The 22,815-nt window shown below is 54.0% G+C and carries 21 protein-coding genes and 2 tRNA genes; 10 read left to right on the forward strand and 13 right to left on the reverse strand.

Going from position 1 to position 22,815, the window contains the following annotated elements; all coding sequences use genetic code 11:
- Positions 1-35: 35 nt before the first annotated feature.
- Entirely contained in the window at positions 36-1,226 is a 1,191-nt protein-coding gene (rlmI, locus tag M8318_RS20010) for a 23S rRNA (cytosine(1962)-C(5))-methyltransferase RlmI (RefSeq protein ID WP_262664185.1), read from the reverse strand.
- Between the two features lie 175 nt (positions 1,227-1,401).
- Here rlmI and M8318_RS20015 point away from each other — a divergent pair, with 175 nt between their 5' ends.
- The 3 genes from M8318_RS20015 (at position 1,402) to yccX (ending at position 3,101) form a co-directional block, all read left to right on the forward strand.
- A complete protein-coding gene (locus M8318_RS20015; RefSeq protein ID WP_262664186.1) occupies positions 1,402-1,959 on the forward strand; it encodes a YbhB/YbcL family Raf kinase inhibitor-like protein in 558 nt (185 codons plus the stop codon).
- Between the two features lie 70 nt (positions 1,960-2,029).
- Entirely contained in the window at positions 2,030-2,758 is a 729-nt protein-coding gene (locus M8318_RS20020) for a helix-turn-helix transcriptional regulator (protein WP_269468461.1), read from the forward strand.
- Between the two features lie 61 nt (positions 2,759-2,819).
- Positions 2,820-3,101 (forward strand): acylphosphatase, encoded by a 282-nt coding sequence (gene yccX, locus M8318_RS20025; RefSeq protein WP_262664188.1) that lies wholly within the window; start codon positions 2,820-2,822, stop codon positions 3,099-3,101.
- Here yccX and tusE read toward each other — a convergent pair.
- Complete coding sequence (gene tusE, locus M8318_RS20030; protein WP_262664190.1) at positions 3,098-3,427, reverse strand: sulfurtransferase TusE; 330 nt, start codon at positions 3,425-3,427, stop codon at positions 3,098-3,100. The two genes, yccX and tusE, sit on opposite strands and share 4 nt — an antisense overlap.
- 86 nt (positions 3,428-3,513) lie before the next feature.
- Positions 3,514-4,173 carry an FtsH protease modulator YccA gene (yccA, locus tag M8318_RS20035; protein WP_262664193.1) on the reverse strand — a complete coding sequence of 220 codons (660 nt, stop codon included), beginning with the start codon at positions 4,171-4,173 and terminating at the stop codon, positions 3,514-3,516.
- 267 nt (positions 4,174-4,440) lie between these two features.
- On the opposite strand from yccA, the gene M8318_RS20040 reads away from it, so the two are divergent.
- Both M8318_RS20040 and M8318_RS20045 read left to right on the forward strand, forming a co-directional pair.
- Positions 4,441-6,069, forward strand: coding sequence for an ABC transporter substrate-binding protein (locus tag M8318_RS20040; protein WP_262664195.1), 1,629 nt, complete (start codon positions 4,441-4,443; stop codon positions 6,067-6,069).
- Positions 6,070-6,214: 145 nt separating this feature from the next.
- Positions 6,215-6,302 (forward strand) — tRNA-Ser (locus tag M8318_RS20045).
- Between the two features lie 47 nt (positions 6,303-6,349).
- Here M8318_RS20045 and M8318_RS20050 read toward each other — a convergent pair.
- Together M8318_RS20050 and M8318_RS20055 are read right to left on the reverse strand one after the other, a co-directional pair.
- Positions 6,350-8,029, reverse strand: coding sequence for a glycoside hydrolase family 43 protein (locus M8318_RS20050; protein WP_262664197.1), 1,680 nt, complete (start codon positions 8,027-8,029; stop codon positions 6,350-6,352).
- Positions 8,030-8,092: 63 nt separating this feature from the next.
- The gene (locus M8318_RS20055) at positions 8,093-9,532 is read right to left on the reverse strand and encodes an MFS transporter (protein WP_262664664.1); all 1,440 of its coding nucleotides are present in this window, start codon (positions 9,530-9,532) and stop codon (positions 8,093-8,095) included.
- Between the two features lie 445 nt (positions 9,533-9,977).
- Between M8318_RS20055 and M8318_RS20060 the strand changes: the two genes are divergently transcribed.
- From M8318_RS20060 to M8318_RS20070, 3 genes are all read left to right on the forward strand, one after another.
- Positions 9,978-11,357, forward strand: a complete 1,380-nt coding sequence (locus M8318_RS20060; protein WP_262664199.1) for a carbohydrate porin — start codon at positions 9,978-9,980, stop codon at positions 11,355-11,357.
- A gap of 156 nt (positions 11,358-11,513) precedes the next feature.
- Positions 11,514-11,601 (forward strand) — tRNA-Ser (locus tag M8318_RS20065).
- A gap of 135 nt (positions 11,602-11,736) precedes the next feature.
- Entirely contained in the window at positions 11,737-12,222 is a 486-nt protein-coding gene (locus tag M8318_RS20070) for a transposase (RefSeq protein WP_262664201.1), read from the forward strand.
- Between the two features lie 39 nt (positions 12,223-12,261).
- Here M8318_RS20070 and M8318_RS20075 read toward each other — a convergent pair whose 3' ends face one another.
- Both M8318_RS20075 and M8318_RS20080 read right to left on the reverse strand, forming a co-directional pair.
- Positions 12,262-13,365, reverse strand: coding sequence for an NADH:flavin oxidoreductase/NADH oxidase (locus tag M8318_RS20075; protein WP_262664203.1), 1,104 nt, complete (start codon positions 13,363-13,365; stop codon positions 12,262-12,264).
- 148 nt (positions 13,366-13,513) lie between these two features.
- Positions 13,514-14,428, reverse strand: a complete 915-nt coding sequence (locus M8318_RS20080) for a LysR family transcriptional regulator (RefSeq protein ID WP_262664204.1) — start codon at positions 14,426-14,428, stop codon at positions 13,514-13,516.
- A 128-nt stretch (positions 14,429-14,556) separates the two neighbouring features.
- Between M8318_RS20080 and M8318_RS20085 the strand changes: the two genes are divergently transcribed.
- Positions 14,557-15,705, forward strand: coding sequence for an FAD binding domain-containing protein (locus M8318_RS20085; RefSeq protein ID WP_262664206.1), 1,149 nt, complete (start codon positions 14,557-14,559; stop codon positions 15,703-15,705).
- A gap of 87 nt (positions 15,706-15,792) precedes the next feature.
- The gene (ampC, locus tag M8318_RS20090) at positions 15,793-16,935 is read left to right on the forward strand and encodes a CMY2/MIR/ACT/EC family class C beta-lactamase (protein WP_262664665.1); all 1,143 of its coding nucleotides are present in this window, start codon (positions 15,793-15,795) and stop codon (positions 16,933-16,935) included.
- A gap of 61 nt (positions 16,936-16,996) precedes the next feature.
- On the opposite strand, the gene M8318_RS20095 is transcribed toward ampC, so the two are convergent.
- The 6 genes from M8318_RS20095 to M8318_RS20120 form a co-directional block, all read right to left on the reverse strand.
- Positions 16,997-18,370: a M24 family metallopeptidase gene (locus tag M8318_RS20095; RefSeq protein ID WP_262664207.1), complete on the reverse strand. Its 1,374-nt coding sequence runs from the start codon at positions 18,368-18,370 to the stop codon at positions 16,997-16,999.
- A 28-nt stretch (positions 18,371-18,398) separates the two neighbouring features.
- Positions 18,399-18,635, reverse strand: coding sequence for a DUF1272 domain-containing protein (locus tag M8318_RS20100; protein WP_262664208.1), 237 nt, complete (start codon positions 18,633-18,635; stop codon positions 18,399-18,401).
- 145 nt (positions 18,636-18,780) lie between these two features.
- Positions 18,781-19,575 carry an SDR family NAD(P)-dependent oxidoreductase gene (locus M8318_RS20105; protein WP_262664209.1) on the reverse strand — a complete coding sequence of 265 codons (795 nt, stop codon included), beginning with the start codon at positions 19,573-19,575 and terminating at the stop codon, positions 18,781-18,783.
- A gap of 176 nt (positions 19,576-19,751) precedes the next feature.
- On the reverse strand, positions 19,752-19,982 hold the full coding sequence (locus M8318_RS20110; RefSeq protein WP_262664211.1) for a hypothetical protein: 231 nt from the start codon (positions 19,980-19,982) through the stop codon (positions 19,752-19,754).
- Between the two features lie 216 nt (positions 19,983-20,198).
- The gene (locus M8318_RS20115) at positions 20,199-21,185 is read right to left on the reverse strand and encodes a hypothetical protein (RefSeq protein WP_261642664.1); all 987 of its coding nucleotides are present in this window, start codon (positions 21,183-21,185) and stop codon (positions 20,199-20,201) included.
- A 429-nt stretch (positions 21,186-21,614) separates the two neighbouring features.
- Positions 21,615-22,499 carry an SDR family oxidoreductase gene (locus tag M8318_RS20120; RefSeq protein ID WP_262664215.1) on the reverse strand — a complete coding sequence of 295 codons (885 nt, stop codon included), beginning with the start codon at positions 22,497-22,499 and terminating at the stop codon, positions 21,615-21,617.
- Positions 22,500-22,815 lie beyond the last annotated feature (316 nt).

The raw sequence follows: 22,815 nt of genomic DNA on the forward strand, positions 1-22,815 counted from the left end.
ACACTATAGGTGTGGGCAACATTCCACTTTTCAAGTTACATGATGCGACAGGCAAATCCTTTCAGATACAGCCCTTCCGGATAGGTAGCGATCACCGGATGATCGGCCGCCTGACGGAACTGCTCTATAAATTGTACATCACGCCCGGCATCTACAGCGGCATCCGCGACAATTTTCTGGAACAATTCGGTGGTCATCAGGCCGGAGCAGGAGAAGGTCAGCAGCACGCCGCCGGGGTTAAGCAGCTGGATCGCCAGCATATTGATGTCTTTATACCCACGACAGGCACCCATCAGCTGGCTTTTGTTTTCAACGAACTTCGGCGGGTCCATCACGATCACATCAAACTTCTCGCCCTGATCGCGGTATTTGCGCAGCAGCTTGAAGACATCGTCGCGAACAAATTCGGCTTTGCTCAGATCCAGCTTGTTCAGCTCAACGTTTTGCTTCGCCACATCCAGCGCTTCCTGAGAGGTATCGACGCTCACTACCTGGCTGCAACCGCCCATCAGGGCCGAGACCGCAAAGCCGCCGGTGTAGGAGAAGCAGTTCAGCACGCGTTTGTCGGCAACGTACTGGCGGGTCGCCAGACGGCTGTCGCGCTGATCGAGGTAGTAACCGGTTTTATGGCCACCCTGAATATCCACCAGCAGTTTCATGCCGTGCTCTTCAATCGGCAGCAGGGCAGGTGGCAGTTCGCCCGTCACCGTACCCTGGGTCAGTTCCATGCCCTCTTTTTTACGCACCGCAACGTCGCTGCGATCGTATATGGCGCACTCTGGATACAGCGTCTGCAGGGCGCTGATTAACGCCGCACGCTGATACTCTGCACCTGCGCTTAACAGCTGCAGCACCAGAAAGTTGCCAAAACGGTCGATGGTCACGCCTGGCAGACCGTCGGATTCACCGGCGATCAGACGATAGCTGTCCAGCCCGTCGCGTTTTGCCAGCCAGTCGCGCCACTGCTGCGCCTGCTGCAGACGACGAACGAAGAAATCGATGTCGATGGTTTCATCTTTATCGAAGGTCCAGACGCGCGCGCGGATCTGGGACGCTGGCGAGTATGCGCCGCGCGCTAACCATTTACCCTGATGGTCAACGATATCGATAGTTTCACCGAGGTTGGCTTTGCCTTCCATACGCGCAACCGCGCCGGAGAAGACCCAGGGATGGCGGCGCAACAAGGATTTCTCGCGCCCTTTGGTTAACACTAAACGTACACTCATAATTTACTTTTCTGTCGATTCCAGGGAAATGGCGCGTAGAGTAGCACAGATGGTCAGGGGCAATCATCTGCGGACACAGTTGAGCGTTTCGGCACAAATTAAAATCGCTCAGGCACATTACTCATTCGCCGCGGGTTTTACATTGGTGTTTCCAGTCCAGCAAAGGGAAACTCTAATGAAAAAGCACAGTGCAATCGCAGTAGCCACTCTGGCGGGGATGAGTTTTACGGTCTCAGCGGCATTACCTTTCAGTATCAGCAGCCAGGATATCTCTGGCGAAAAGCAATTAACGCAGAATCAGGTCTTCGACGGGTTTGGCTGTCATGGCGGCAACGAATCGCCGCAGCTGATATGGAAAAATCAGCCACAGGGCACCAAAAGTTATGCCGTCACGGTGTATGACCCCGCGGCGCCTACCGGCAGCGGCTGGTGGCACTGGACGGTAGTTAACATTCCAGCACAAACGCGGGAACTCCCTGCCGGGGCCGGAGACCAGAATAACCAGAAATTGCCTGCAGGGGCGGTGCAGGGACGTAATGATTTCGGTTACGCTGGCTTTAGCGGTGCGTGCCCGCCGGAAGGGGACAAGCCTCACCCGTACCAGATTACCGTCTGGGCGCTGGATGTGGCTACGCTGCCCATCGATAAGAGCGCCAGCGGCGCACTGGTCGGCTTCATGCTCAACAGCCACGCGCTGGCAAAAGCGCAATTAACCGCAACATACGCAAGATAGAGGTGGCCTGGTGCAGGATTTTCATTTTCAACATAAACATCTGACTGCGGCTGAAGTCAGTGCCAGCAAAATGCATCGCCTGCATCAGGTTAAGCTTTTTTATCCTGCCATCTGTCATATTAGGCACGGCAGCAAGGTGATTATTCATGAGGATAGCCGTCTGGTGGCCACGCCCGATGCGTTAATCATCATCCCGGCGAATACGCCGATGGAGATCATTAATCAGCCTGGGCAGGGCATTTTTCATTCGGATTTGCTGCTGCTGTCACCAGAGATTATTGCGGAGTTTAAAACCCGCTATCTGCAGTCCTGGCCGCGGAGCAAAACAGACTCGCTCTGTGCGCCGCTCAGCGAAGGGCTGGCCTTTATGTGGGGTAATCTGTTGCATGCGGTGCGGCATGATTTTCCTGATGAGCTGCAAAAGCATCAGGCCTTTGGGCTGCTGCTGGCGTTGCTGCATGACGGGGTAGCAGGGCCGCTACTTATTGAGCGCAACGTCAATCTTACGGAGCAGGTGCGGCAGTTCATCATGATCTCCCCCGCCCGGGCATGGACCGCACAGGACGTAGCCAGTCGTCTGGCGGTCAGCGTGCCGACCTTACGTCGACGACTGCGCGAAGAGTCCCACAGCTTTCGCCAGATTGTGGAGGAGGTGCGCATGGCAGTTGCGCTGTCTCAGTTACAGTCAACCCGCCTGCCTGTCGGGGAGATTGCCTTGCAGTGCGGGTACCTTTCCAGCTCGCGCTTTACGGCCCGTTTCCGCCAGCATTACGGTTGCTTACCCAAAACCTTACGCTAATTGTCTGGCCATAATTTGCTATTCTTTTGTTCAGGGTCAGGCACAAATAAGGGGAAGAAAAATGGCAAAAGTCTGCACGATCGCGTGGGTTCACGGCACGGTTCAGGGAGTTGGCTTTCGTTACAGCACGCAGCGTGAAGCTACCGATCTGGGGCTGACCGGGTACGCGCGCAATATGGATGACGGTAGCGTCGAGGTAGTGGCCTGCGGAGAGGCGGAGCAGGTCGACAAACTGCTCGACTGGCTTAAGGCGGGCGGGCCGCGCATCGCCCGGGTTGAAAAGGTTCTGTCAGAGCCGCATCAACCCGACCGGGACTACGTTAATTTCGGTATTCGCTATTAAATGCATTTCACGGGTTTAGGCAGGCCGGCGATCTTAGTCGCCTGTTTTGCCGGGCCTTTCGGGAACAGACGGTACAGGTAGCGACTGTTGCCTTTCTCCTCGCCGTACTTATTGGCCATCGCTTTTACCAGCATGCGGATGGCGGGGGAGGTATTGAATTCCAGATAGAAATCGCGCACAAACCGCACCACTTCCCAGTGCTCCGGCGTCAGGGCAATCGACTCTTTTTCGGCAATAATAGTCGCCAGGCCTTCGCTCCACTGGCTGGTCTCTTTCAGATAGCCTTCGCTATCGGTCTCAATCTCTTTACCGTCAAAGTTCAGCATAATCATCACAGGTTTATCGAAAACCGCGGCAGTTTACCAAAAAAGAAAGCCCCGCATAAGCGGGGCTTTTTATACAGCACTGTCGGTTAATCGCGGCTGGCGAAGCCCAGGATGCTCAACAGGCTGACGAAGATGTTGTACAGCGACACATACAGGCTCACGGTAGCGCGGATGTAGTTGGTCTCACCGCCATGAATGATGTTGCTGGTTTCCATCAGGATCGCCCCGGAGGAGATCAGGATGAACACCGCGCTGATAGCCAGGTGCAGAGCCGGCAGCTGCAGGAAGATGTTCGCCACCATACCGATCAGCACCACCACGATGCCTGCCATCAGCATACCGCCGAGGAAAGACATATCTTTGCGGGTGGTCAGCACGTAGGCAGAACAGCAGAAGAACACCAGCGCCGTACCGCCCAACGCCATAGCGATCAGATCGCCCATCCCGGCAGACAGGTAAGTGTTAAGCATTGGCCCCAGGATGTAGCCCAGGAAACCGGTGAAGGCGAACGCGGACAGAATACCTACTGGTTTGTCAGCGGTTTTGTAAGTCAGGAACATCAGACCATACATGCCGACCAGGGTCAGGATCAGCCCCGGAGACGGCAGCATCAACACGGTGCTGGCGGTTGCCGTCAGCGCGGAGAAGGCCAGCGTCAGGCTGAGCATAAAGTAAGTATTGCGCAGCACCTTGTGGGTGCTGAGTAGCGATGTGCGGTCGCGTGAAGAACTAATAATACGATCCATGAGTCACTCTCTTATGACAGATGTAATTAACGGCAAGAATAGGAAACGACGCGCCGGTTACAAAGTGGTTTTACCCATCTTTACTCAGCGTCTTAGGGACAGAGCTAGCATGAAATGTTCCACAACGTCCACTATGCAGAACGAACCGCGCTTTGTCGGGATTAATCAGATCAAGCTCTTATAGGTCACTGAAATATATTGCCTTATTCCTGTCGCAACGCTAAGAGTTATTTTGCATCGTCACAACTACACTATAAGGCGAAGGACATGAAATCATCATCACGCGCTATATTTACACTCTCTTTGCTGACGGCAGGCATCCTTTGCGCAAGCGCAACGGCCTTTGCCGCCAGCGTACCGGCAGGCACTGAGCTGGCAGAGAAGCAGGTACTGGTCAGGAATAATGGCAACGAACCGGCATCGCTCGATCCGCATAAAGTCGAAAGCGATGTCGAATTCAATATTATCAGCGATTTATTCGACGGGTTGGTCAGCGTCTCCCCGAACGGCGAGATCCAGCAGCGACTGGCGGAAAAATGGGACAACAAAGACAACACCGTCTGGACATTTCATCTCCGCCCGGGCATTACCTGGAGCGACGGCACCGCCATCACCGCCCAGGACGTAGTCTGGAGCTGGCAGCGGCTGGTGGATGCGAAAACCGCCTCGCCGTATGCCAGCTACCTCGGCAACATGCATCTGGTGAACGCCGCCGATATCGCCCAGGGCAAAAAAACGCCCGATACTCTCGGTGTAAAAGCCCTGAACGACACCACCCTGGAAGTGACGCTGACCCAGCCTAACGCGGCCTTCCTTGCCATGCTGGCGCACCCGTCGCTGGTGCCGGTAGATAAGGTGCTGATTGGCCGCTATGGCGATAAGTGGACCAAGCCGGAGCACTTTGTCAGCAGCGGGGCCTATACCCTCAGCCAGTGGGTGGTCAACGAGCGGATCGTTGCCGAGCGTAACCCGCGCTACTGGGATAATGCCCATACGATGATCAACAAGGTGACGTACCTGCCGATCACCTCCGAAGCCGCCGAGGTGAACCGTTACAAGGCGGGCGAAATCGATATTGTCTACACCGTGCCGATCAACCAGTTTGCCCAGCTGCAAAAAACGATGGCCAGCGAGCTGGATGTCTCCCCGCAGCTGGCAACCTACTACTACGAATTCAACACTACCCGTCCGCCGTTTAACGATCCGCGCGTGCGTCAGGCGCTGAACCTGGCGCTGGATAAAGAGATTATCGCCGGGAAAGTGTTAGGGCAGGGGCAGCGTCCGGCGTGGGTTATCAGCCAGCCCGATATCGGCGGCGTCAAACTAAACAACCCGGACTACGCCAGCTGGCCGCTGGAGAAACGCATTGCCGAAGCGAAGAAGCTGCTGAACGAGGCGGGTTATAACGACAGCCACCCGCTGAGCTTTAAGCTGCTGTATAACACTTCGGAGTCGCACCAGCGCATTGCCATCGCCGCCAGCTCAATGTGGAAGAAAAACCTCGGTGTGGAGGCGAAGCTGCAAAACCAGGAGTGGAAAACGATGCTGGACACCATGCACACCCACAACTTTGACGCCGTGCGCTACGCCTGGATCGCCGACTACGACGATGCGGCTACCTTCCTGAATAACTTCCGTACCGGCGACAGCGAGAACACCAGCCAGTACAGCAACCCGGCCTATGACGAGGCGCTGGTCAATGCGGCAAAAGCGAAGACCACCGCCGAGCGCGGCACTTTCTACCAGCAGGCTGAAGATCTGCTCGCCCGGGACGTACCGGCGATCCCGGTTTATCACTACGTTCGTACCCACCTGGTGAAGCCGTGGGTAGGGGGCTTTACGCCGGATAAGCTGGGGTACTACTACACCAAAGAGATGTATATCAAAAAGCACTAAGGGCCGGTGGTAAGATTTGGTGCCGATAAAATGGCCAGAGTGTTGTCTATTCAACCGATTAAACGCATTTTGGCTATTTTTCAGGCGAACGATTGTGCGCATACTTTACAGCGTACACGGAGGTGTTTATAGTTCGCCTCACTTAGGAAGCGTGGCCGAGCGGTTGAAGGCACCGGTCTTGAAAACCGGCGACCCGAAAGGGTTCTAGAGTTCGAATCTCTACGCTTCCGCCAAATTTGAAAGCCCTGCGATAGCAATATCGCAGGGCTTTTTCTTTTATTTAATCAAACCGCGATTCGCTTGCGTCCCAGCTCCAGGCATCATCCGCCGTCAACCTGTCGCCCAGCTCCTGATAAACGAAGTCATAAAAATCTGCGCTGGCATCGTAACCCGAGTAATCGACCACCGCGAGGCCAACGAAGGCGCCGGTAAAGAACCCACCATAGCTTTGCAGGACATAGTCATCTGAGAGAACCGCGGCATCCAGTTTGACAGGGATCTCAGTGAAAGAGACGCCATCAAAGCTGTATTCATAGGTATAACTCTCCTTCCGAACTTTGGTGCGGAACCAGACGTATTCTGTCCCTGCGGGGATCTTAATCGCGTTATCTTTCAAATAAGAGGTGTATTTACCACGGTTATTCTCACCTATTTCGATGACAGAACCACTGATTTCATTCCATGTGATAAACACGAAACTCCAGTGGCGGTCATTATAATAATTCGTCAAACCTGCCATCTGTTGATAATTAAACGGGTTAAATTTGACTTTAACCTGCGCATCAAAATAAAAGGCTTGCCAGCGTCGGGCAATCAAAGAAAGGTCATGGGTATTCGCCAAAGAACCTTGTCCATTTAACGTCAGCTTGCCATCGCCTGTGGTCCCCATTTTTTCGGTGAACGGCACGCGAAGGGTATTCCAGTTAATATCGAGTGTCGCAGTGTTAAAATCGTCGTGCTGGCTATGATCTTTTGCGCTCTCGGTAAAAATGGCATCGGATGGCCCTTCGACAAAGGTTTTACCGCCATGACCTCCTTCAATACGTGGCCAGCCATCGTTATCCCAGTAGACTTTCTGAATAGAGGTTTCCCGGCCGAGGGTTGACCAACCCCGCGGATCATAGACTGATTCACCCGGGCGACTCCACGGACGTGCGCAAAGCGAGGCGTAATACCATTCCCCGCTCGGGGTCGAAACTAACGCGCCATGTCCCTGCTTCTGAATATAGCTATCTGGCGTATCGACGTTGGTTAAGAATACTTCGCCTGGCTCGGTTTCGAAGCTGTTGGCCTCCAGGGTTTTTGAACGTGCAACCACTTCCTGGTGGGTAAAGACCGTCCCGCCCTGCGCGGCGAAAAGATAGTAATAGCCGTTCAGTTTATAGAGATGCGGCCCCTCAACAAGGGCAACGACAGTGCCGCGATAAATAGTCCGCGCGGTCTCCGGTTTTAATTTTAGCGTGCGGGTATCCAGTTCCGTTAAGGTGATGCCATTAAAGGGATGATGGTATTCGCGATGATCCCAGGTTTGTTGAACTAAATATTTACGCCCATCGTCGTCATGGAAGAGTGACGCATCAAATCCGACGCCGTTAAGTTTAATGGGATCTGACCAGGGGCCACGAATATCGGTGGCGGTGGTCAGGTAATTTTTCATGTCCTTAAAAGCACCTTCTGTGATTTTCACATCGGTGTAAACCAACCAGAATTTACCGTCGGCGTAAGAGAGTGCTGGTGCCCAAATTCCCCCTGACGAAGGATTGCCTCGCATATCTAAAAGCGCTGTTGTAGACAATGGGCTGGGCAGCAGATTCCAGTTTTGCAGGTCTTTTGATTCATGTAAACGAACGCCAGGAAACCACTCAAATGTTGAGTTTGCGATATAGTAAGTGTCTTCAACACGGATAATGCTTGGGTCCGGGTTAAAACCAGGGAGTACAGGGTTCTGAATAAGAGACATAGCATTCTACCTTTTAAATTTTACTGACTTATCGTGTTCTGAGGCTTTTCAATGAAAATATAATCAGACGCGGATCTCATCAAGCTGACGATTAATATCTGTGACATGTTTATCTGAGATGGGATAAAGATGGATAACGATCATCGAGATAAAGGCTAAAACAATAGGGATCCAGACCGCGGTGATAATTATACCGTCGATAGCAGTCGCACTTTGCTGCGCACCTGTTTCGTTAAAGCCATAAACAGCCAGTAACCACAGTGGAATCGCGCCACCGATAGTAAAACCAATTTTGAAAAAGAGACCCATAATGGCATTGATGATGGCTGCATTACGCTTGCCTGATTTCAGCTCACCATAAGCAATGACTTCAGGGACCAGTGCCCACATAAATCCGGTCGCCGAGGTTAAGCCCCACTGTTTAATAAACGTAGCGATATAAGCCAGCCAGAGTGCATCATGCATACCCTCGCGTGACCAAACGTAAGTCAATAATTCCCCGACAATAAACATGCCCAGGAAAATGTGGAAGAATCCTTTTTTGCCAAAAATTTTCTTAAGCTTTGGCCAGAAAATGGGGAACAGAATGCCCGGAATTGAAGCAACAAGGCCAACGGCGCCCATCCATTCAGAATGACCGACAACATACTGATTGAAAAAGCCATTTACCGTGTTCATGAAGAACATGAATGTAAAGGCCAGCATAAAAAACAGTCCGAGAATAACCAGGGGACGATTATTTTTGAGTTCGAGGAATAAATCTGTCGTTTTAACGTTCGCCGTCTGCTCAGCAGAGGCCACAACGCGTTCTTTGGTGAATTTGTAGCAAATGAAAAGCGCAACGGCTCCGATTATCATATAGATCGAGTAAACACCAAACCAGGCGTAGTTCGCGGAGGGATCGGTGTAATTCCCCATATTGAGTTCAAGCCCAAAGAACCTCGTATCCTTGAGGCTACGATCTTTTGGCGAGGCCATCTGGACAAACATGGGAAAGAGGGTATAGACCAGAAGATTGGCACTGTTCGCCAGCATCATGCGTGTACTGGTCAGTTTATCAATAGATTCAGGATCTCTCGTTAAGGACGCATTCAGTGAACCATAAGGAATATTCACAACGGAATAAACGAGATCCAGTGCCAGATAAACGATAAAGGCAAAGGGAACGGAACCTTTGACGCCAGGAATAGGCGCGAAAAGTAAAGCGGAAAGAATAACCAGCGGCACGCCCGCCCTTAAAATCCAGGGACGATACTTTCCGGCCTTTGAACTTCTTTTATCAACATAGGTTCCTACCATCGGATCCCAAAACACATTGATGATGCGGACAAAAAGAAATATGAATCCCGCCGTGGCTGTCCCGATAGTATTTACCGTCAGCATGTGAAGCGCCAGAAAACCCCCGATCGTGCCAAACACCAGGTTTTGCGCAAAGTCTCCCATCCCGTAACCAATGCGCTCCCCGCGAGATAATTTATGATATTCATCATGCCGGCTTTGCATTATCGTTTTACTCATTCTAATCCGATCTCCGATTTGTTTTATGAATGTTAGGCTCTTTCTGACACAGGTGGCCCGGGAGAATCCATTACGTTTTTAAATTAAGTAATTATGTTTTTTTATTTCTGTGATCGTCGAGACATAAGGGTATTTTGCGACGAGGTTCACGTTTGAGCATTATCTTACTCTGATAGTGAAATAACGTAATTGAGCAAGCGGCCTGGAAAATGGAGGGTATGTCCCAGTCGATTATTTGTCGCATTCCGCGTTTTTTACAACAACGCTTTGAATAATAATTTTGAGTGAAGGAGATAGCCTTACGATAATAGTATGAATCCTCTGGCCCCTAAAAATAAAAATCAACTTGTTCTGATGCCAGCGTCATATTCTGTCAGTCCGGAACGGGGTGGTTATTGTCTGAATAAAATTTAAATATATTGAGATAACCATGAATATGATTAAAAAACTTCCATTAACAATGGCGGTTCTCGCCGCGCTTTGCCCGATTTCTGTCCTCGCGCAGGAATTTACGCAGGAGCAAATCGACGCCATTGTGGCCAAAGCGGTGGATAAAGCCCTGGCGGATCGCCAGGCGAAAATGGATGCCGCGGTGGCGAAAAAAGCCGACGTCATTAACGAACCCCAGAGCGCCGCCCAGTCCCCGGATATGGCGATCCCGTTCGGGATTAAATTTACCGGTTATGCCCGCTACGGCGCGCACTTCCAGGCCGCCGATCAGAAATACGTTGCCGTGGATGGCTCCTACAACGGCGCCTCGGCGATTGGTCGTCTGGGTAACGAAAGCAACGGCGGCGAATTCCAGCTCTCCAAAGCCTTTAAGGGCGAGAACGGGGCCATCTGGGACGTCAACGTGATGATCGACCACTGGGGCGACGAAGTTAACCTGAAAAAGGCCTACGCCGGGGTGACCAATATTCTGGAATCCAACCCGAACGCGTATCTGTGGGCCGGGCGTGACTTCCACCAGCGTCCGCAGCAGGGCATCAACGACTACTTCTGGATGAACCACGACGGCCAGGGTGCCGGGGTGAAGAACTTCGACATCGGCGGCGTGCAGTTTGACGTGGCCACCGTGGCGGCAGTGGAATCCTGTAGCCCGGAAGTGATGGATGACGAAGCCAACCCGTCGCGCATCACCTGTACCGGCGGCTCCGGCACCGGCGACAAAGGCAACTACGCCGCTACCTCCAAAATTCACGGCATGAAGCTGGGCCCGGTCGACCTGGAGCTGTACGCCAACTACGGCTTTGACTCGAAAGCCATCGACACCGACGAGCGGATGAACGCCTGGCAGGGCGGCGTGGTCCTGAGCCACACCAATGACAGCGGCGTCAACAAGGTGATCGCCCGTTACTCGGATAACTCGGACAACAGCGTGTTCAACAAAACCGAGGATCTGACCACGGTGTACGCCAGCTTCGAAGGTCTGCACAAGTTCACCCAGGCGACCCAGGTGGAGTACATTCTGGCCTTCCACGACTACGACAACAGCCGGGACAGCACCGACAACCGCAAAAACTACAACGCCATCGTGCGTCCGATGCACTGGTGGAACGACGTTCACTCCACCTGGCTGGAAGCGGGCTGGCAGCATGTTGATTACGACAACGGCGGGGATAACAAAGGCTGGAAGCTGACCCTGTCGCAGAACATCTCCATCGCCATGGGCCCGGAATTCCGTCCGATGCTGCGCTTCTACGCCACCGGCGGCAAGGTGGATAACGAACGCACCGCCCGTGTGAACAACACCCAGGACGAAACGCTCGACGACTTCAACGTCGGCGCGATGTGGGAGGCGTGGTTCTAAGGTAAGTATTGCCGGGTGGCGCTGCGCTTACCCGGCCTACTCTTTTTGTAGGCCCGTGCAAGCGCAGCGCCGCCGGGCAATATACTGGAAGAAAATCAAATTCTTCAATTCCCCCTTTACATAGCGCGCAGAGATGTTTATAGTGCGCCTCACTCTGGAAGCGTGGCCGAGCGGTTGAAGGCACCGGTCTTGAAAACCGGCGACCCGAAAGGGTTCTAGAGTTCGAATCTCTACGCTTCCGCCAAATTCTGCATAAAAGCCCGTGAAAACGGGCTTTTTTGTATCTAAAATCTATACCTTTCTCACTCAGCATCTTTCAACTACTCATCTTTTCAGATGAGGCCAAATCTCATCTATATTCTGCGAAGGAAGAGACTCTATGAGCAGAAAGCGTTTTACAGAGGAACAAATTGCTGATTTTCTGCGGCAGGCTAAAGAAGGCATCCCTGATAATGAGTTGTGTGAGAAATATGGGTTCAGTATCAGCTCGCTTCGTCGCTGGAAAGCGCTGCACGATAGTGCCATCAGAAACAAATTAAGAAAAATGGAATCGACCGCAGCAGTAGTCTATTTAACTATCATAGCCGTTAGCGTGCTGCTTGCGACTGTTTTTCATAAGGTGGTTGGCGTTCTGTTCTTATTCCTTATGCTGGGTTATTGCGTTTATTATATTGTGCAATTTCGCAACATGTCCGGCACTTTTATCTCAACTGATAATGTATTTCTCTCCCGCAGAGGATTGGGGGCGAGTAATGCATTTTATCTGTTTAGCTGGCTCTTTGTTATTTTGTTTACCCTCTTCATCATTAGCTCAACGGCAATCGCAGGAATGAGTTCGCTTATCTATCCCGGAGCTGAGGCATGAAGAGTACCCGTGTGCCACGGGTACCCGTCAGAGGAAGGATCAGGACTTAAACAAATTCTTCAGCGTGTGCGGCTGGCAGCGCAGATACTGGTCCGGCGCATGCACCTGGGCACCCAGCTCCGCCGCCGCATGCCATGGCCAGCGCGGATTGTAGAGCGCGCCCCGGGCGATCCCAATGATATCCGCATCCCCGCTGGCGACGATGGACTCCGCATGTTCAGGATCGGTAATCAACCCTACCGCCACCACCGGAATATTGACGGCAGCTTTTACCGCGCGTGCCAGCGGCACCTGATAACCAGGGTAGACCTCAATCTGCTGATCCGGATGCAGACCGCCGCTGGAGACGTGAATCGCATCCACTCCGCGGGCTTCCAGCATTTTCGAGAATTCCACGGCCTCTTCGAGATTAAATCCGCCCTCGACCCAGTCGGTTGCGGAGATACGCACGCTGATCGCTTTATCGGCAGGGAAGGCTTCCCGCACCGCGTCGACGATCTCCAGCGGGAAGCGGGCGCGGTTTTCCAGCGAACCGCCGTAATTATCCGTGCGCTGGTTAGAGAGCGGGGATAAGAATTGATGTAACAGATAGCCATGCGCGGCGTGGATCTGGATCAGGTCGATATTCAGTCGGGCGGCACGTTTTGCGGCCTCCGCGAACTGGTTGCGGATTTCGGCCAGGCCATTGCTGTCGAGAGCGATGGGGAGGGTATAGCCTTCGCTGTAGGGTACCGCAGAAGGGGCTAAGGTCTGCCAGCCACCCTGCTGATCGGGTGGGATTTGACCGTGCTTATCCCACGGCTTATAGGTTGAGGCTTTACGGCCCGCATGGGCCAGCTGGATGCCAACAGGAATATCTGACCACTTACGGATAGTGGCAAGCACCCGGCCCATCGCTTCTTCTGTCTTGTCATCATAGAGCCCGACGTCAGCGTAGGTAATCCGGCCTTCAGGGGAAACGGCTGCCGCCTCAATGGTGAGCAGGCCCGCGCCGGATAGGGCCAGTTGCCCCAGATGAAGGGTATGCCAGTCGGTCATGCAGCCCTCTTCGGCGGAGTACTGGCACATCGGGGCGATCACGATACGGTTTTCGAGTTCAAGATTGCGGATACGTAACGGTGTAAACAGCTTGGGTTTAGACATACATGTCACTCCAGATTGCAGCGTTAGAAATGGGATATGGCGATTTTTATACCTGAATATTCATCAACATACCGCACAGCCAGCGATAACAGAACCTCATGTTTACGCAAAAGTACGTTGCGTCAGACGCAACGCTGTTGAATTTGCACTATTCACTTTCCGACTCCGGGGAAAGATGCGCCATCAGAAAATCGACAAACACCTTCACTTTTTTAGTGTTCCTGCGGGTGGGATGGTAGATGGCATAAATCGCGGAATCATCCTCACCGTCGTTAACTTCCGCGCGCCATTGCGGCAGTAACCTGATCAGCTTCCCGTCCTGAATATCCTTGCCGATCAGCCAGTCAGGCAGGAGCGCAATGCCATAGCCACTTAACACCGCTTCGCGCAAAATTTCTGAGTTGTTGCACTTCAGCGTGCCTTTCACATCAATGGCGATCTGACTCTCCCCATTGAAATACCACTTCGTTTTTCCGGACGAATAGGAAAAGATCAGGCAATTGTGATTCTTCAAATCTCCAGGCACCTCAGGATAGCCATTCGCTTTCAGATAGTCCGGGCTGGCGCAGACGCACCGACGCTGGGAAAGTAACTTACGCGCGATCAGGTTAGGGGAGTCGACCTTACCCAGTCGGACAGTCAAGTCTAGCCGCTTTTCCACCAGATCGACGACCTCATCGGTAAAGGTCAGATCCAGGGAGATTAACGGATAGCGGCGCGAGAAGGGGGCCAGCAGAGGGGCGATATGCAGCCTGGAAAACGAGACCGGCAGGCTGATCCGTAACACCCCCCGGGGTTCCCCGGTCTGGTCCCGCACTTCCTGATTGGCATACTCCAGATCGTTGAGGATCCTTACCGCGTGTTCGAAGTAGACATGCCCGGCCGCCGTCAGCCCCACGCTGCGGGTCGAGCGGGTCAGCAGCTGCGTACCCAGCACCTTTTCCAGCCCGTCGATCTGACGCGTCACCGAAGAGGTCGCCAGCGCTAATTTTCTGCCTGCCGGCGCGAACCCGCCCTCTTCGACGACCGTAATAAAGGCTTCAAGCGATGCCAGCATATCCATTTTACTCTCCCCGAATCGTTGCGCATGTTGCAACGCTGTTAGCTGTTTTAACTATATTATCACCATTAAATAACAGTGTTAGCCTTCTCCACAGTGAGAGGTTAATCATGAAGGTGGAGGAGACCGATATGAACGGTGAAATGCACCCGAGAAAGCGGGCCCTGATTATCGGCGGCTCGTTAGGGGGGTTATTTGCAGGGAACATGCTGCAGCAGGCGGGCTGGGACGTCGATATTTTTGAGCGCTCGGCTCAGGATCTCGACAGCCGGGGCGGCGGCATCGTGCTGCAACCCGAAGTGGTGGCGTTAATCCGCCGCAGCGGCATCGAACGCGACTGGGACAATCTGGGTGTGCGCTCAGCGCACAGAGTGGTGTTTCGCCCGGACGGCTCGGTGGAGCACAGGCAGCATGCCCCCCAGGTGCAGACCTCGTGGTCATTGATCTACTCCCTGATGCGCTCGACGATTAGCGATATTCATTACCATAAAAATAGTCTCCTTACGGATATCACGTTTCCTGATGATCATCACGTCACCGCCCACTTTAAAGGGGGCGCAAGGGAGACCGGGGATCTGCTTATCGGGGCTGACGGTAACGGTTCGTTTGTGCGCAAACTGCTGTGGAACGACACACCGGACTACGCGGGGTATATCGCCTGGCGCGGGCTGGTGCCGGAAAACGCCATGCCCGAACGGGCCAGACAGCAGCTTCACGGCGATTTTGCTTTCGCCAGCAACCTGGGGTCGCACATTCTGGGCTATCTGGTGCCGGGTGCGGATAACGATTTACGGCCAGGCCACCGCTTTTACAACTGGGTCTGGTATCGGATTGTTGATGACGCGCAGCGGGAAGCGATCATGACGGGAACCGACGGTGTGGCGCGACGTTATTCCGTGCCTGAAGGGCTGCTGGCCGCACGCTGGAAGGCGCATCTTGATACTGAAGCACAAACACTCCTCCCGCCCGGCTTCCGCGACATTGTGCAGGCAACAAAGGAACCCTTTGCCCAGGCGATACGCGATCTCGCGGTCGATAAGATGGTGAAGGGCAGGGTGATTTTACTGGGCGATGCCGCCTCTATCCCCCGGCCTCATACCGCGGCGAGCACCTCAAAAGCGGCCGCTAATGCTCTGGCCTTAGGCGATGCCCTGCAAGCCTGGCCTGATGACACGGACAAAGCCCTCTCTGAGTGGGAACAGGAACAAATTTTCCGCGGCAAGTATTTGCGCAAAATGGGGATAAGTATGGGCGACCGGCTGCTTTTCGGCGGGGCTTAACCGGGAGCCATGCAGGCTCCCTGGTCCGTTTTACATTCCGCCGTCATGCCTGCAAAATACCCGCCTCACTTTTCGCAAAAGATATTCCTGATGAAAAAATCCCTGCTGTGCGCGCTCTTTGCTCTTATGTCCGGCTCCGCCTTTGCGACAACCGAAGAGGCGCAGATCGCGAAGGTGGTGAACCCCACCATTACGGCGTTGATGAAGGCGCAGGCAATTCCGGGTATGGCGGTGGCGGTGGTTTATCAGGGCAAGCCGTACTTCTTCACCTGGGGGCAGGCGGACGTAGCCGGGAACAAGCCCGTCACCCGCCAGACGCTGTTTGAGCTTGGCTCGGTGAGCAAAACCTTTACCGGGGTACTGGGGGGCGATGCGGTGGCGCGCGGGGAGATTGCGCTCAGCGATCCTGCCAGCAAGTACTGGTCGGCGTTATCGGGCAAGCAGTGGGAAGGCATCACGCTTCTGCATCTGGCGACTTACACTGCGGGCGGCCTGCCGCTGCAGGTGCCGGACAACGTCACCGATGCCGCATCGTTGGAAAAATACTACCAGACCTGGCACCCGGAGTGGGCCCCGGGCACGAAGCGCCAGTATGCTAACGCCAGTATTGGCCTGTTTGGCGCCCTGGCGGTCAAACCCTCGAAGCTGAATTTCGAGCAGGCGCTCACCCGCCGGGTGCTACAGCCGCTAAACCTCACCCATACCTGGGTCACCGTCCCGGCCCGTGAAAAGGCGAACTATGCCTGGGGCTACCGGAACGGCAAGGCCGTCCACGTCTCGCCGGGCATGCTCGATGCCGAAGCCTACGGAGTTAAAACCTCTATCGTCGATATGGCAGGCTGGCTGCAGGCCAACATCCAGCCCGATGGCATCCGGGACGCGTCGCTAAAACAGGGGGTGGCACTCGCGCAATCACGGTACTGGCAGGTGGGCGATATGTATCAGGGCCTGGGCTGGGAAATGCTGAACTGGCCGGTGACCTCCCAAACGCTGGAGGCGGGGGCGGATAATAAGTACGCCCTGGCGGCACGTGATGCCAGGGCCATCACCCCGGCACAGCCGCCGGTAAAGGCCTCATGGGTGCATAAAACCGGGGCGACCGGCGGCTTTGGTAGCTACATCGCCTTTATCCCCGAGAAGCAGCTCGGCATTGTGATGCTGGCGAATAAAAATTACCCCAACCCCGAACGGGTGAAGGCGGCATATCACATTCTGGAAGCGTTGCAGTAAATTCAGGGGCCTACAAAAACTGTAGGCCCGTGCAAGCGCAGCGCCGCCGGGCAAAGTGGGCTCAGCAGGTGAACGCCTTATCCTTCGCCAGCAGGAACGGGCGCAGATAGGCCACGGTATTCGACAGCGGGATCACCTCATCCGCGAGATTAATCTTCAGTACCTCGCGAATGTACGTCCGGCGGGTCAAAATCCGCGCCCACAAATCCGGACACGCCGCCTGAATTTTCTCCTGCAATGCCTGGTCCGCCAGGGCGATACTCTCCTCAGCGCTTACCCCGGTGTAGCCCGGCACCGAGGGGATAATATCGATCTGCAGGATCATCCCGCTTTTCAGCGTCTCGGTGGAGTGAGGATAAATCGGGGAGGACATCCACTCCTCATCGGCGCTGAGATGTCCCGGATTGAGATGCCAGCCATACTGCGCTTTATTAAGCACCTTTTCGATATGGGCATACATCTCGCCGCCCGGCATCCCGATACGGATAGTCTCAAGCCAGCTGGCGACCGCCGCAAAATAGGGTTTTGCCACCCGATCCAGATAATCTTTTTGCGCTTCAGGCAACTCACTCACATCGGCAATCACAAATCCGGTCCGGCTCGATAAGCCGCCTTTAAACCCGGTGGTCATCGACAGCGGCTGGCCGCGCTCCAGCTTTTTATAGGTGGGATAGAAGTTCGCCTTCTCAAAACGCTGTCCGGCGGCGGCGATGGTGACTACTGTCTGATACTGGCCTTCCGCAGCGAGCAGCGCCCCCAGTTCGGTTTCGCGGATCCCCGGCTCCACCGCGTTCATGGCATTCAGCATGCAGCTGGAGGCGAGGTTGGCACCATATTCGTAATGGGCGATTTCGTTCGCATTGTTAGTCACGCGGGCGCCGTTATCGCCGCGGATAAACAGATACGCGGCATTCTCAAGCTTCGCGTCGGTGCTGTTTTTGAGCGCCTCGACGATAAAGTACGGCAGGTCGAACAGTTGCGTATTGTCCGGCCCGGGTGAGGTAAACATTTTCCAGCCGACCAGCCCGATTTTACCCAGCTTGTGAAGGCCGATGTCGCTGAACAGCGTCTCCAGCGAAGCCTCATTCTCCATCGGCTGATTCGGCAGCGAAAAATAGGGGCAGTGCTTTAACGTAACCGGGAGCCGCGAATGCTGCGCCATCTTCAGGTTTTCATTGCCCAGAATCGCCGTTGCCGCGCCCCATGTATCCACAATCAGCAGACCCTCTTCGAAGCGGGGCACAAATCCGGTGAGGTACTCGAAGTTCCCCCCGTGCTCTTTATCAGCATAAATGACAAGGGCGTCATAGCCCGCCTCGCTCATGCGGGTCAGCACCTTATTTTTACGCTCGAGCATCGTCGTATCGGTGAGCAACACCGGCGCCACATCCGTGAAATTACGCGGTGCCGGGATGGTCTGCAGCTGGATCATCATTTACCTCATCGTCAGAAAGCGGAGAGCGTCAGGAACTTTTTTGCGCATGCACCCGCAGGGTGGAGGCAGGGGAGTTAATCAGTTTATTGGCCGGGCGCACCGGGCGGCGCACCAGTTCTCCCTGACAGTTAGGGCAGCGATGGTTGAGATGGGTTTCAACGCAGGCGGCGCAGAAGGTGCACTCAAAGGAGCAGATTCGGGCGTCCTGAGCGTCAGGGGGCAGGTCACGATCACACCATTCACAGTTCGGGCGAAGTTCGAGCATAGTTTTCTTCCTTTCAGCAGGTTGCGTCTGCCTCACTATGCCAGAGAGACTGTAACCCTGCGACAGCGATGTCGCAGGGTTGAGATCAGCGTCCACGCTGGCCGCCTGGATGAACAAGTACGGCGGCCAGCTTAAGCACTAACCCTCAGCGCGGCAGGTAGCGCGGTGCCGGTTCGCCGGTACGGGCGCTGGCAAACAGTGCCAGCCGCGCCTCTTCGTAGCGCGTCCACAGGGTTTCATCATGCATCGGCGGAATGGTGATCAGCTCCCCCTGATCCAGCCCCGCCAGTGCCGCATCCACCATATTGTCGGTGGTCATGACCGACCCGGCGGGCAGGTCGTCAGCGGTGATACCGGACAGCTCCCAGATCTCGGTGGCGGTGGCTGCCGGTAATACCGCCTGGATCCGCACCTGGCTGTCGGCGAACTCCTCCTGCAGTCCACGCGTAAAATTCAGCACCCAGGCTTTGGTGGCGCTGTAGAGTGCGCTTCCCGCCCGGGCATGGATCGACAGCACCGAGGCGATATTAATCAGAGTGCCGCGATTGTTCTGCGCCAGACGCGGTAGCAGGGCATAGGTGAGGCGCATCAGGGCAGTGGTGTTGAGGATATTGATCGCCTGATGCTGCGCCACATCTCCTGCGAGGAAGGGGGCCATCTGCGCGGTGCCGGCGTTATTGATCAGGGTATCGATAGCGGTGTTGTTGTGCAGGATCTCCTCCACGGCGCGGATCCCGGTTTCATCGGTAAGATCCGCTGTCAGGGTGGTGACCTTCACCCCATAGCGCTGCTCCAGCTGCTCCGCCAGCGCCATCAGGCGCGCTTCCCGGCGGGCAACTAACACCAGATCGTAATCGCGGGCGGCGAGACGGTCGGCGTAGACCGCGCCAATCCCGGAAGATGCACCAGTAATCAAAGCCGTTGAACGTTGCGTACTCATTATGACACCTCAGAAGACGTTATTTAGTTTTAACATGAAACTAAATAGAGCCTGCGGTATTTGGTTTTATAATGCAACCATTGGCGATGGATTTTTTGATTTTTGCGGTGGGAGGAGGTGAAGACCCAGCAGGATGTTGGCCGCCGGGTAGGGAGAAACGTTAAATCATTTTACCGTTATGCCGAGCGCGTTGCTTTGTACGTCAGCCACTCGCTCCAGACATTCTCCGGATCGATGTCAGGGTAGCCACGCTCTTTGGCCATATCTTCAGCAATCTCTTCAGGTAGCTCGATGGCCGTAGCGCTGTCGCGAATCAATTCAACCTCTTCCTGGGTCAACTCATGTCCCATTTCGCGTTCTTTAGCCACCAGCACGGCGATCAGGGCCGGAACAAATACAATCGTCATTTCTGATAATCCTCTGATATGTCTGCAAGCCACTGTATCACTGACGGTTATGCCAAAAAACATAAATGCCCTTTCGGGCATTTATGTTTTGACTGAATGTATCCTCTCAGATACCGGTTAGTGCCAGAACAGCGCAATCAGGATAATGATTGGGATCGGGACGCCTAAAAAGAACAGCAGTAATGAGCGCATATAAACCTCCTGGAATAGTAAGTATTAAAGATCGCGTTGACGGCCACCAAAGGTCGCACACAGGCTGGCGACGAAAGCACCGGCCAGCAGAGAAATGAATGTCCACAGCATCAGATAGCTGGTGGTTTTGCGAGCCGTATCAGCAACCTGCTGAGCTTTCTCTTTCGTTTCTTTTAATTTAGCCTGAGCTTTGTCATAGGTGGTTTGTACGCGTTGTTCAGCCTCTTGCTGGCTGATACCCGTACGTTGAGCAATCAGCTGCGCGACATACTGACGATCTTCCGGCGGTAACTGACCGGTGGTGATGCTGTTGGTGAAAATACCGGTAACTTCATTCAACTGTGCTGGAGTAAGATCCTGCTGAGGTGCCGGGGCAGCGGGCGCTGCTGCTGGCGCATCTGGCGATGCTGGGGTAGCTGGTGCGGCAGCAGGTGTACCTGGACGGAACATCGAATTAACGAAGTAGTCCATTGGCGAACCTGAACCTTCAGAGGAGGCGTTAGCCATACCCGCTGCGCCACCTACCGTCGCTGCGGCAGCGCCGCCTGCAACGGAACCCACGACTTTAGCACTTCCACCCACAATGGAACTCACGGTGGAGGTTAACAACATTGCCGAGACCAGTGCAGCAACAGCCCAGGCTAAAAACCCGTGGGCGGTATCGCGGAAGTAAACTTCATTGGTATGGGTACCAACCCATTTGGTACGCAGGCGTCCGGCCAGATAGCCCCCCATACCTGACGCCACGATTTGCGTGAACGTCAGCCAGCCTATCGCCGCAATACCTACCGTACCGGCTTCAAGTCCGTCATTTTCCCATGGCGACACGGACGTCAGGCCTAATCCGGCGCCCAGCATCAGCAGGATTAACGACAAGGATGCCGCTGCCGCCGCGCCCGCAAAGATGGCGCCCCATGATACGGCACTGGTGGTGCTGCTCGCGACGGTTTCAGGCAAACGCGTATCAGGATACTGCGTGTTAACCGTGGAATGATCGTGAATGTGAGTCATAGCTGTTGTCCTTTAAATAATCTTACGCCGGAACGCAGGTCTGTTGTTTGCGTTCAGTACCAGGAACTGATTGAAAAAACAGGAAACCTATCCATCTTCAACATTGAACCGCTTTCAGGACCGATCTATACACCTTATAACGAGGCGATCGCTAAAAGTTACAGAAAATAAAACAGCTGAAAAGTGAATATAGACATCTATTCAATGATCTTAGGATAGTTGATAATTTTGCTCCGGGCACGTTTTGCTTCAAAGAAATAAGCGTAACGGCAGCGATGACGCTTGAAACACAAATTTCCTGCACAGGCTTTCCGCCTGCAATAATATTTCAGGAGTGACCTGCGCTCATTAAAAATCCGTTACCGCTTAAGATAACGGATTTTATAATATTCCTTACTCTTCATCAGGCGCGCCAGATTTAATAAACCCTTACGCGACGCCGGTACCACCGTCTGAGCACCAGACCTGACCGGAGGCATAAGAGCTGCTGTCAGACGCCAGCAGAACATACAGGGGCGCGATCTCAACCGGCTGACCGGGTCTGCCCAGCGGGGTATCTGCACCAAACTGCTGCACTTTTTCCTGAGGCTGACCGCCGCTGGACTGTAGTGGCGTCCAGTATGGGCCAGGAGCCACTGCGTTTACCCGAATACCTTTCGGGCCAAGCTGTTTGGCCAGGGATTTGGTGAATGCCACGTTGCAGGCTTTGGTCTGAGCATAATCCAGCAAGATTTCGCTGGGTTTGAAGGCCTGAACCGAGGAGGTGTTAATGATGGCCGCACCTTCAGACAGATGGCGCAGCGCGGCACGCGTAATCCAGAAGGGAGCATAGACGTTGGTTTTAAAGGTCGCGTCGAAAGCCGCGGTCGTGAGCTCCTCAATGGACTCGCAATACTGCTGTCTCCCGGCATTGTTAACCAGAATATCGAGGCCGCCCAGTTCACTCACCGCCCGTTCAACCAGGGTATCGCAAAACGATTCCACCCGAATATCACCCGGGATCGCGACAGCTTTACGTCCTTCCGCCTGAATAAGCGCGATCACCGCCGCAGCATCAGACTCTTCTTCGGGCAAATAACCAATGGCCACATCGGCATCTTCACGGGCATAAGCGATCGCCACTGCACGTCCAATACCGGAGTCGCCGCCAGTAATAAGGGCTTTTTTACCTGCAAGTTTGCCTGAACCGATATAACTCGTCTCGCCATGATCGGGGATTGGCTTCATTTCTGAAGCCAGCCCAGGTATTTGTTGTGGCTGCTCCACAAACGGTGGACATGGGTAGTGTTTTGAAGTGTTGTTTCCTGATGTCATCCCGGCCTCCTTAGTTATTGAATATAAATAATAGCCACTGTGACGTGACACACATTTCCGGGAGGCATAATTCAGACTATTCTTCTTTTGGATATATTTTTGCTTTTTTCCTTATTATGGCATACTCAAAAATAAGCGGCTTCTGCGAAAGGCACTGATAAGATAGGATTGGACAGGGCGTAATAACTCAGTAAGAGGGTTGTATTTTTATCCCTATGATGAACGATAATTATGTGGCGATTTCGTCAAAGATATTTCTTCCGCCAGAGACGCCGCGGAAGTTTTTTAGATTTTATCATCTCGCAGAATGCGAAAA

It is taken from the genome of Leclercia tamurae, assembly GCF_025566055.1.
In the GTDB taxonomy this organism is placed as follows: domain Bacteria; phylum Pseudomonadota; class Gammaproteobacteria; order Enterobacterales; family Enterobacteriaceae; genus Enterobacter; species Enterobacter tamurae.

Bases quoted from the DNA above. Each gene is read 5' to 3' on its own strand.
- rlmI (WP_262664185.1), bottom strand. From the start codon at position 1,226: ATGAGTGTACGTTTAGTGTTAACCAAAGGGCGCGAGAAATCCTTGTTG.
- M8318_RS20015 (WP_262664186.1), top strand. From the start codon at position 1,402: ATGAAAAAGCACAGTGCAATCGCAGTAGCCACTCTGGCGGGGATGAGT.
- M8318_RS20020 (WP_269468461.1), top strand. From the start codon at position 2,030: ATGCATCGCCTGCATCAGGTTAAGCTTTTTTATCCTGCCATCTGTCAT.
- yccX (WP_262664188.1), top strand. From the start codon at position 2,820: ATGGCAAAAGTCTGCACGATCGCGTGGGTTCACGGCACGGTTCAGGGA.
- tusE (WP_262664190.1), bottom strand. From the start codon at position 3,427: ATGCTGAACTTTGACGGTAAAGAGATTGAGACCGATAGCGAAGGCTAT.
- yccA (WP_262664193.1), bottom strand. From the start codon at position 4,173: ATGGATCGTATTATTAGTTCTTCACGCGACCGCACATCGCTACTCAGC.
- M8318_RS20040 (WP_262664195.1), top strand. From the start codon at position 4,441: ATGAAATCATCATCACGCGCTATATTTACACTCTCTTTGCTGACGGCA.
- M8318_RS20050 (WP_262664197.1), bottom strand. From the start codon at position 8,029: ATGTCTCTTATTCAGAACCCTGTACTCCCTGGTTTTAACCCGGACCCA.
- M8318_RS20055 (WP_262664664.1), bottom strand. From the start codon at position 9,532: ATGCAAAGCCGGCATGATGAATATCATAAATTATCTCGCGGGGAGCGC.
- M8318_RS20060 (WP_262664199.1), top strand. From the start codon at position 9,978: ATGAATATGATTAAAAAACTTCCATTAACAATGGCGGTTCTCGCCGCG.
- M8318_RS20070 (WP_262664201.1), top strand. From the start codon at position 11,737: ATGAGCAGAAAGCGTTTTACAGAGGAACAAATTGCTGATTTTCTGCGG.
- M8318_RS20075 (WP_262664203.1), bottom strand. From the start codon at position 13,365: ATGTCTAAACCCAAGCTGTTTACACCGTTACGTATCCGCAATCTTGAA.
- M8318_RS20080 (WP_262664204.1), bottom strand. From the start codon at position 14,428: ATGGATATGCTGGCATCGCTTGAAGCCTTTATTACGGTCGTCGAAGAG.
- M8318_RS20085 (WP_262664206.1), top strand. From the start codon at position 14,557: ATGAACGGTGAAATGCACCCGAGAAAGCGGGCCCTGATTATCGGCGGC.
- M8318_RS20095 (WP_262664207.1), bottom strand. From the start codon at position 18,370: ATGATGATCCAGCTGCAGACCATCCCGGCACCGCGTAATTTCACGGAT.
- M8318_RS20100 (WP_262664208.1), bottom strand. From the start codon at position 18,635: ATGCTCGAACTTCGCCCGAACTGTGAATGGTGTGATCGTGACCTGCCC.
- M8318_RS20105 (WP_262664209.1), bottom strand. From the start codon at position 19,575: ATGAGTACGCAACGTTCAACGGCTTTGATTACTGGTGCATCTTCCGGG.
- M8318_RS20110 (WP_262664211.1), bottom strand. From the start codon at position 19,982: ATGACGATTGTATTTGTTCCGGCCCTGATCGCCGTGCTGGTGGCTAAA.
- M8318_RS20115 (WP_261642664.1), bottom strand. From the start codon at position 21,185: ATGACTCACATTCACGATCATTCCACGGTTAACACGCAGTATCCTGAT.
- M8318_RS20120 (WP_262664215.1), bottom strand. From the start codon at position 22,499: ATGACATCAGGAAACAACACTTCAAAACACTACCCATGTCCACCGTTT.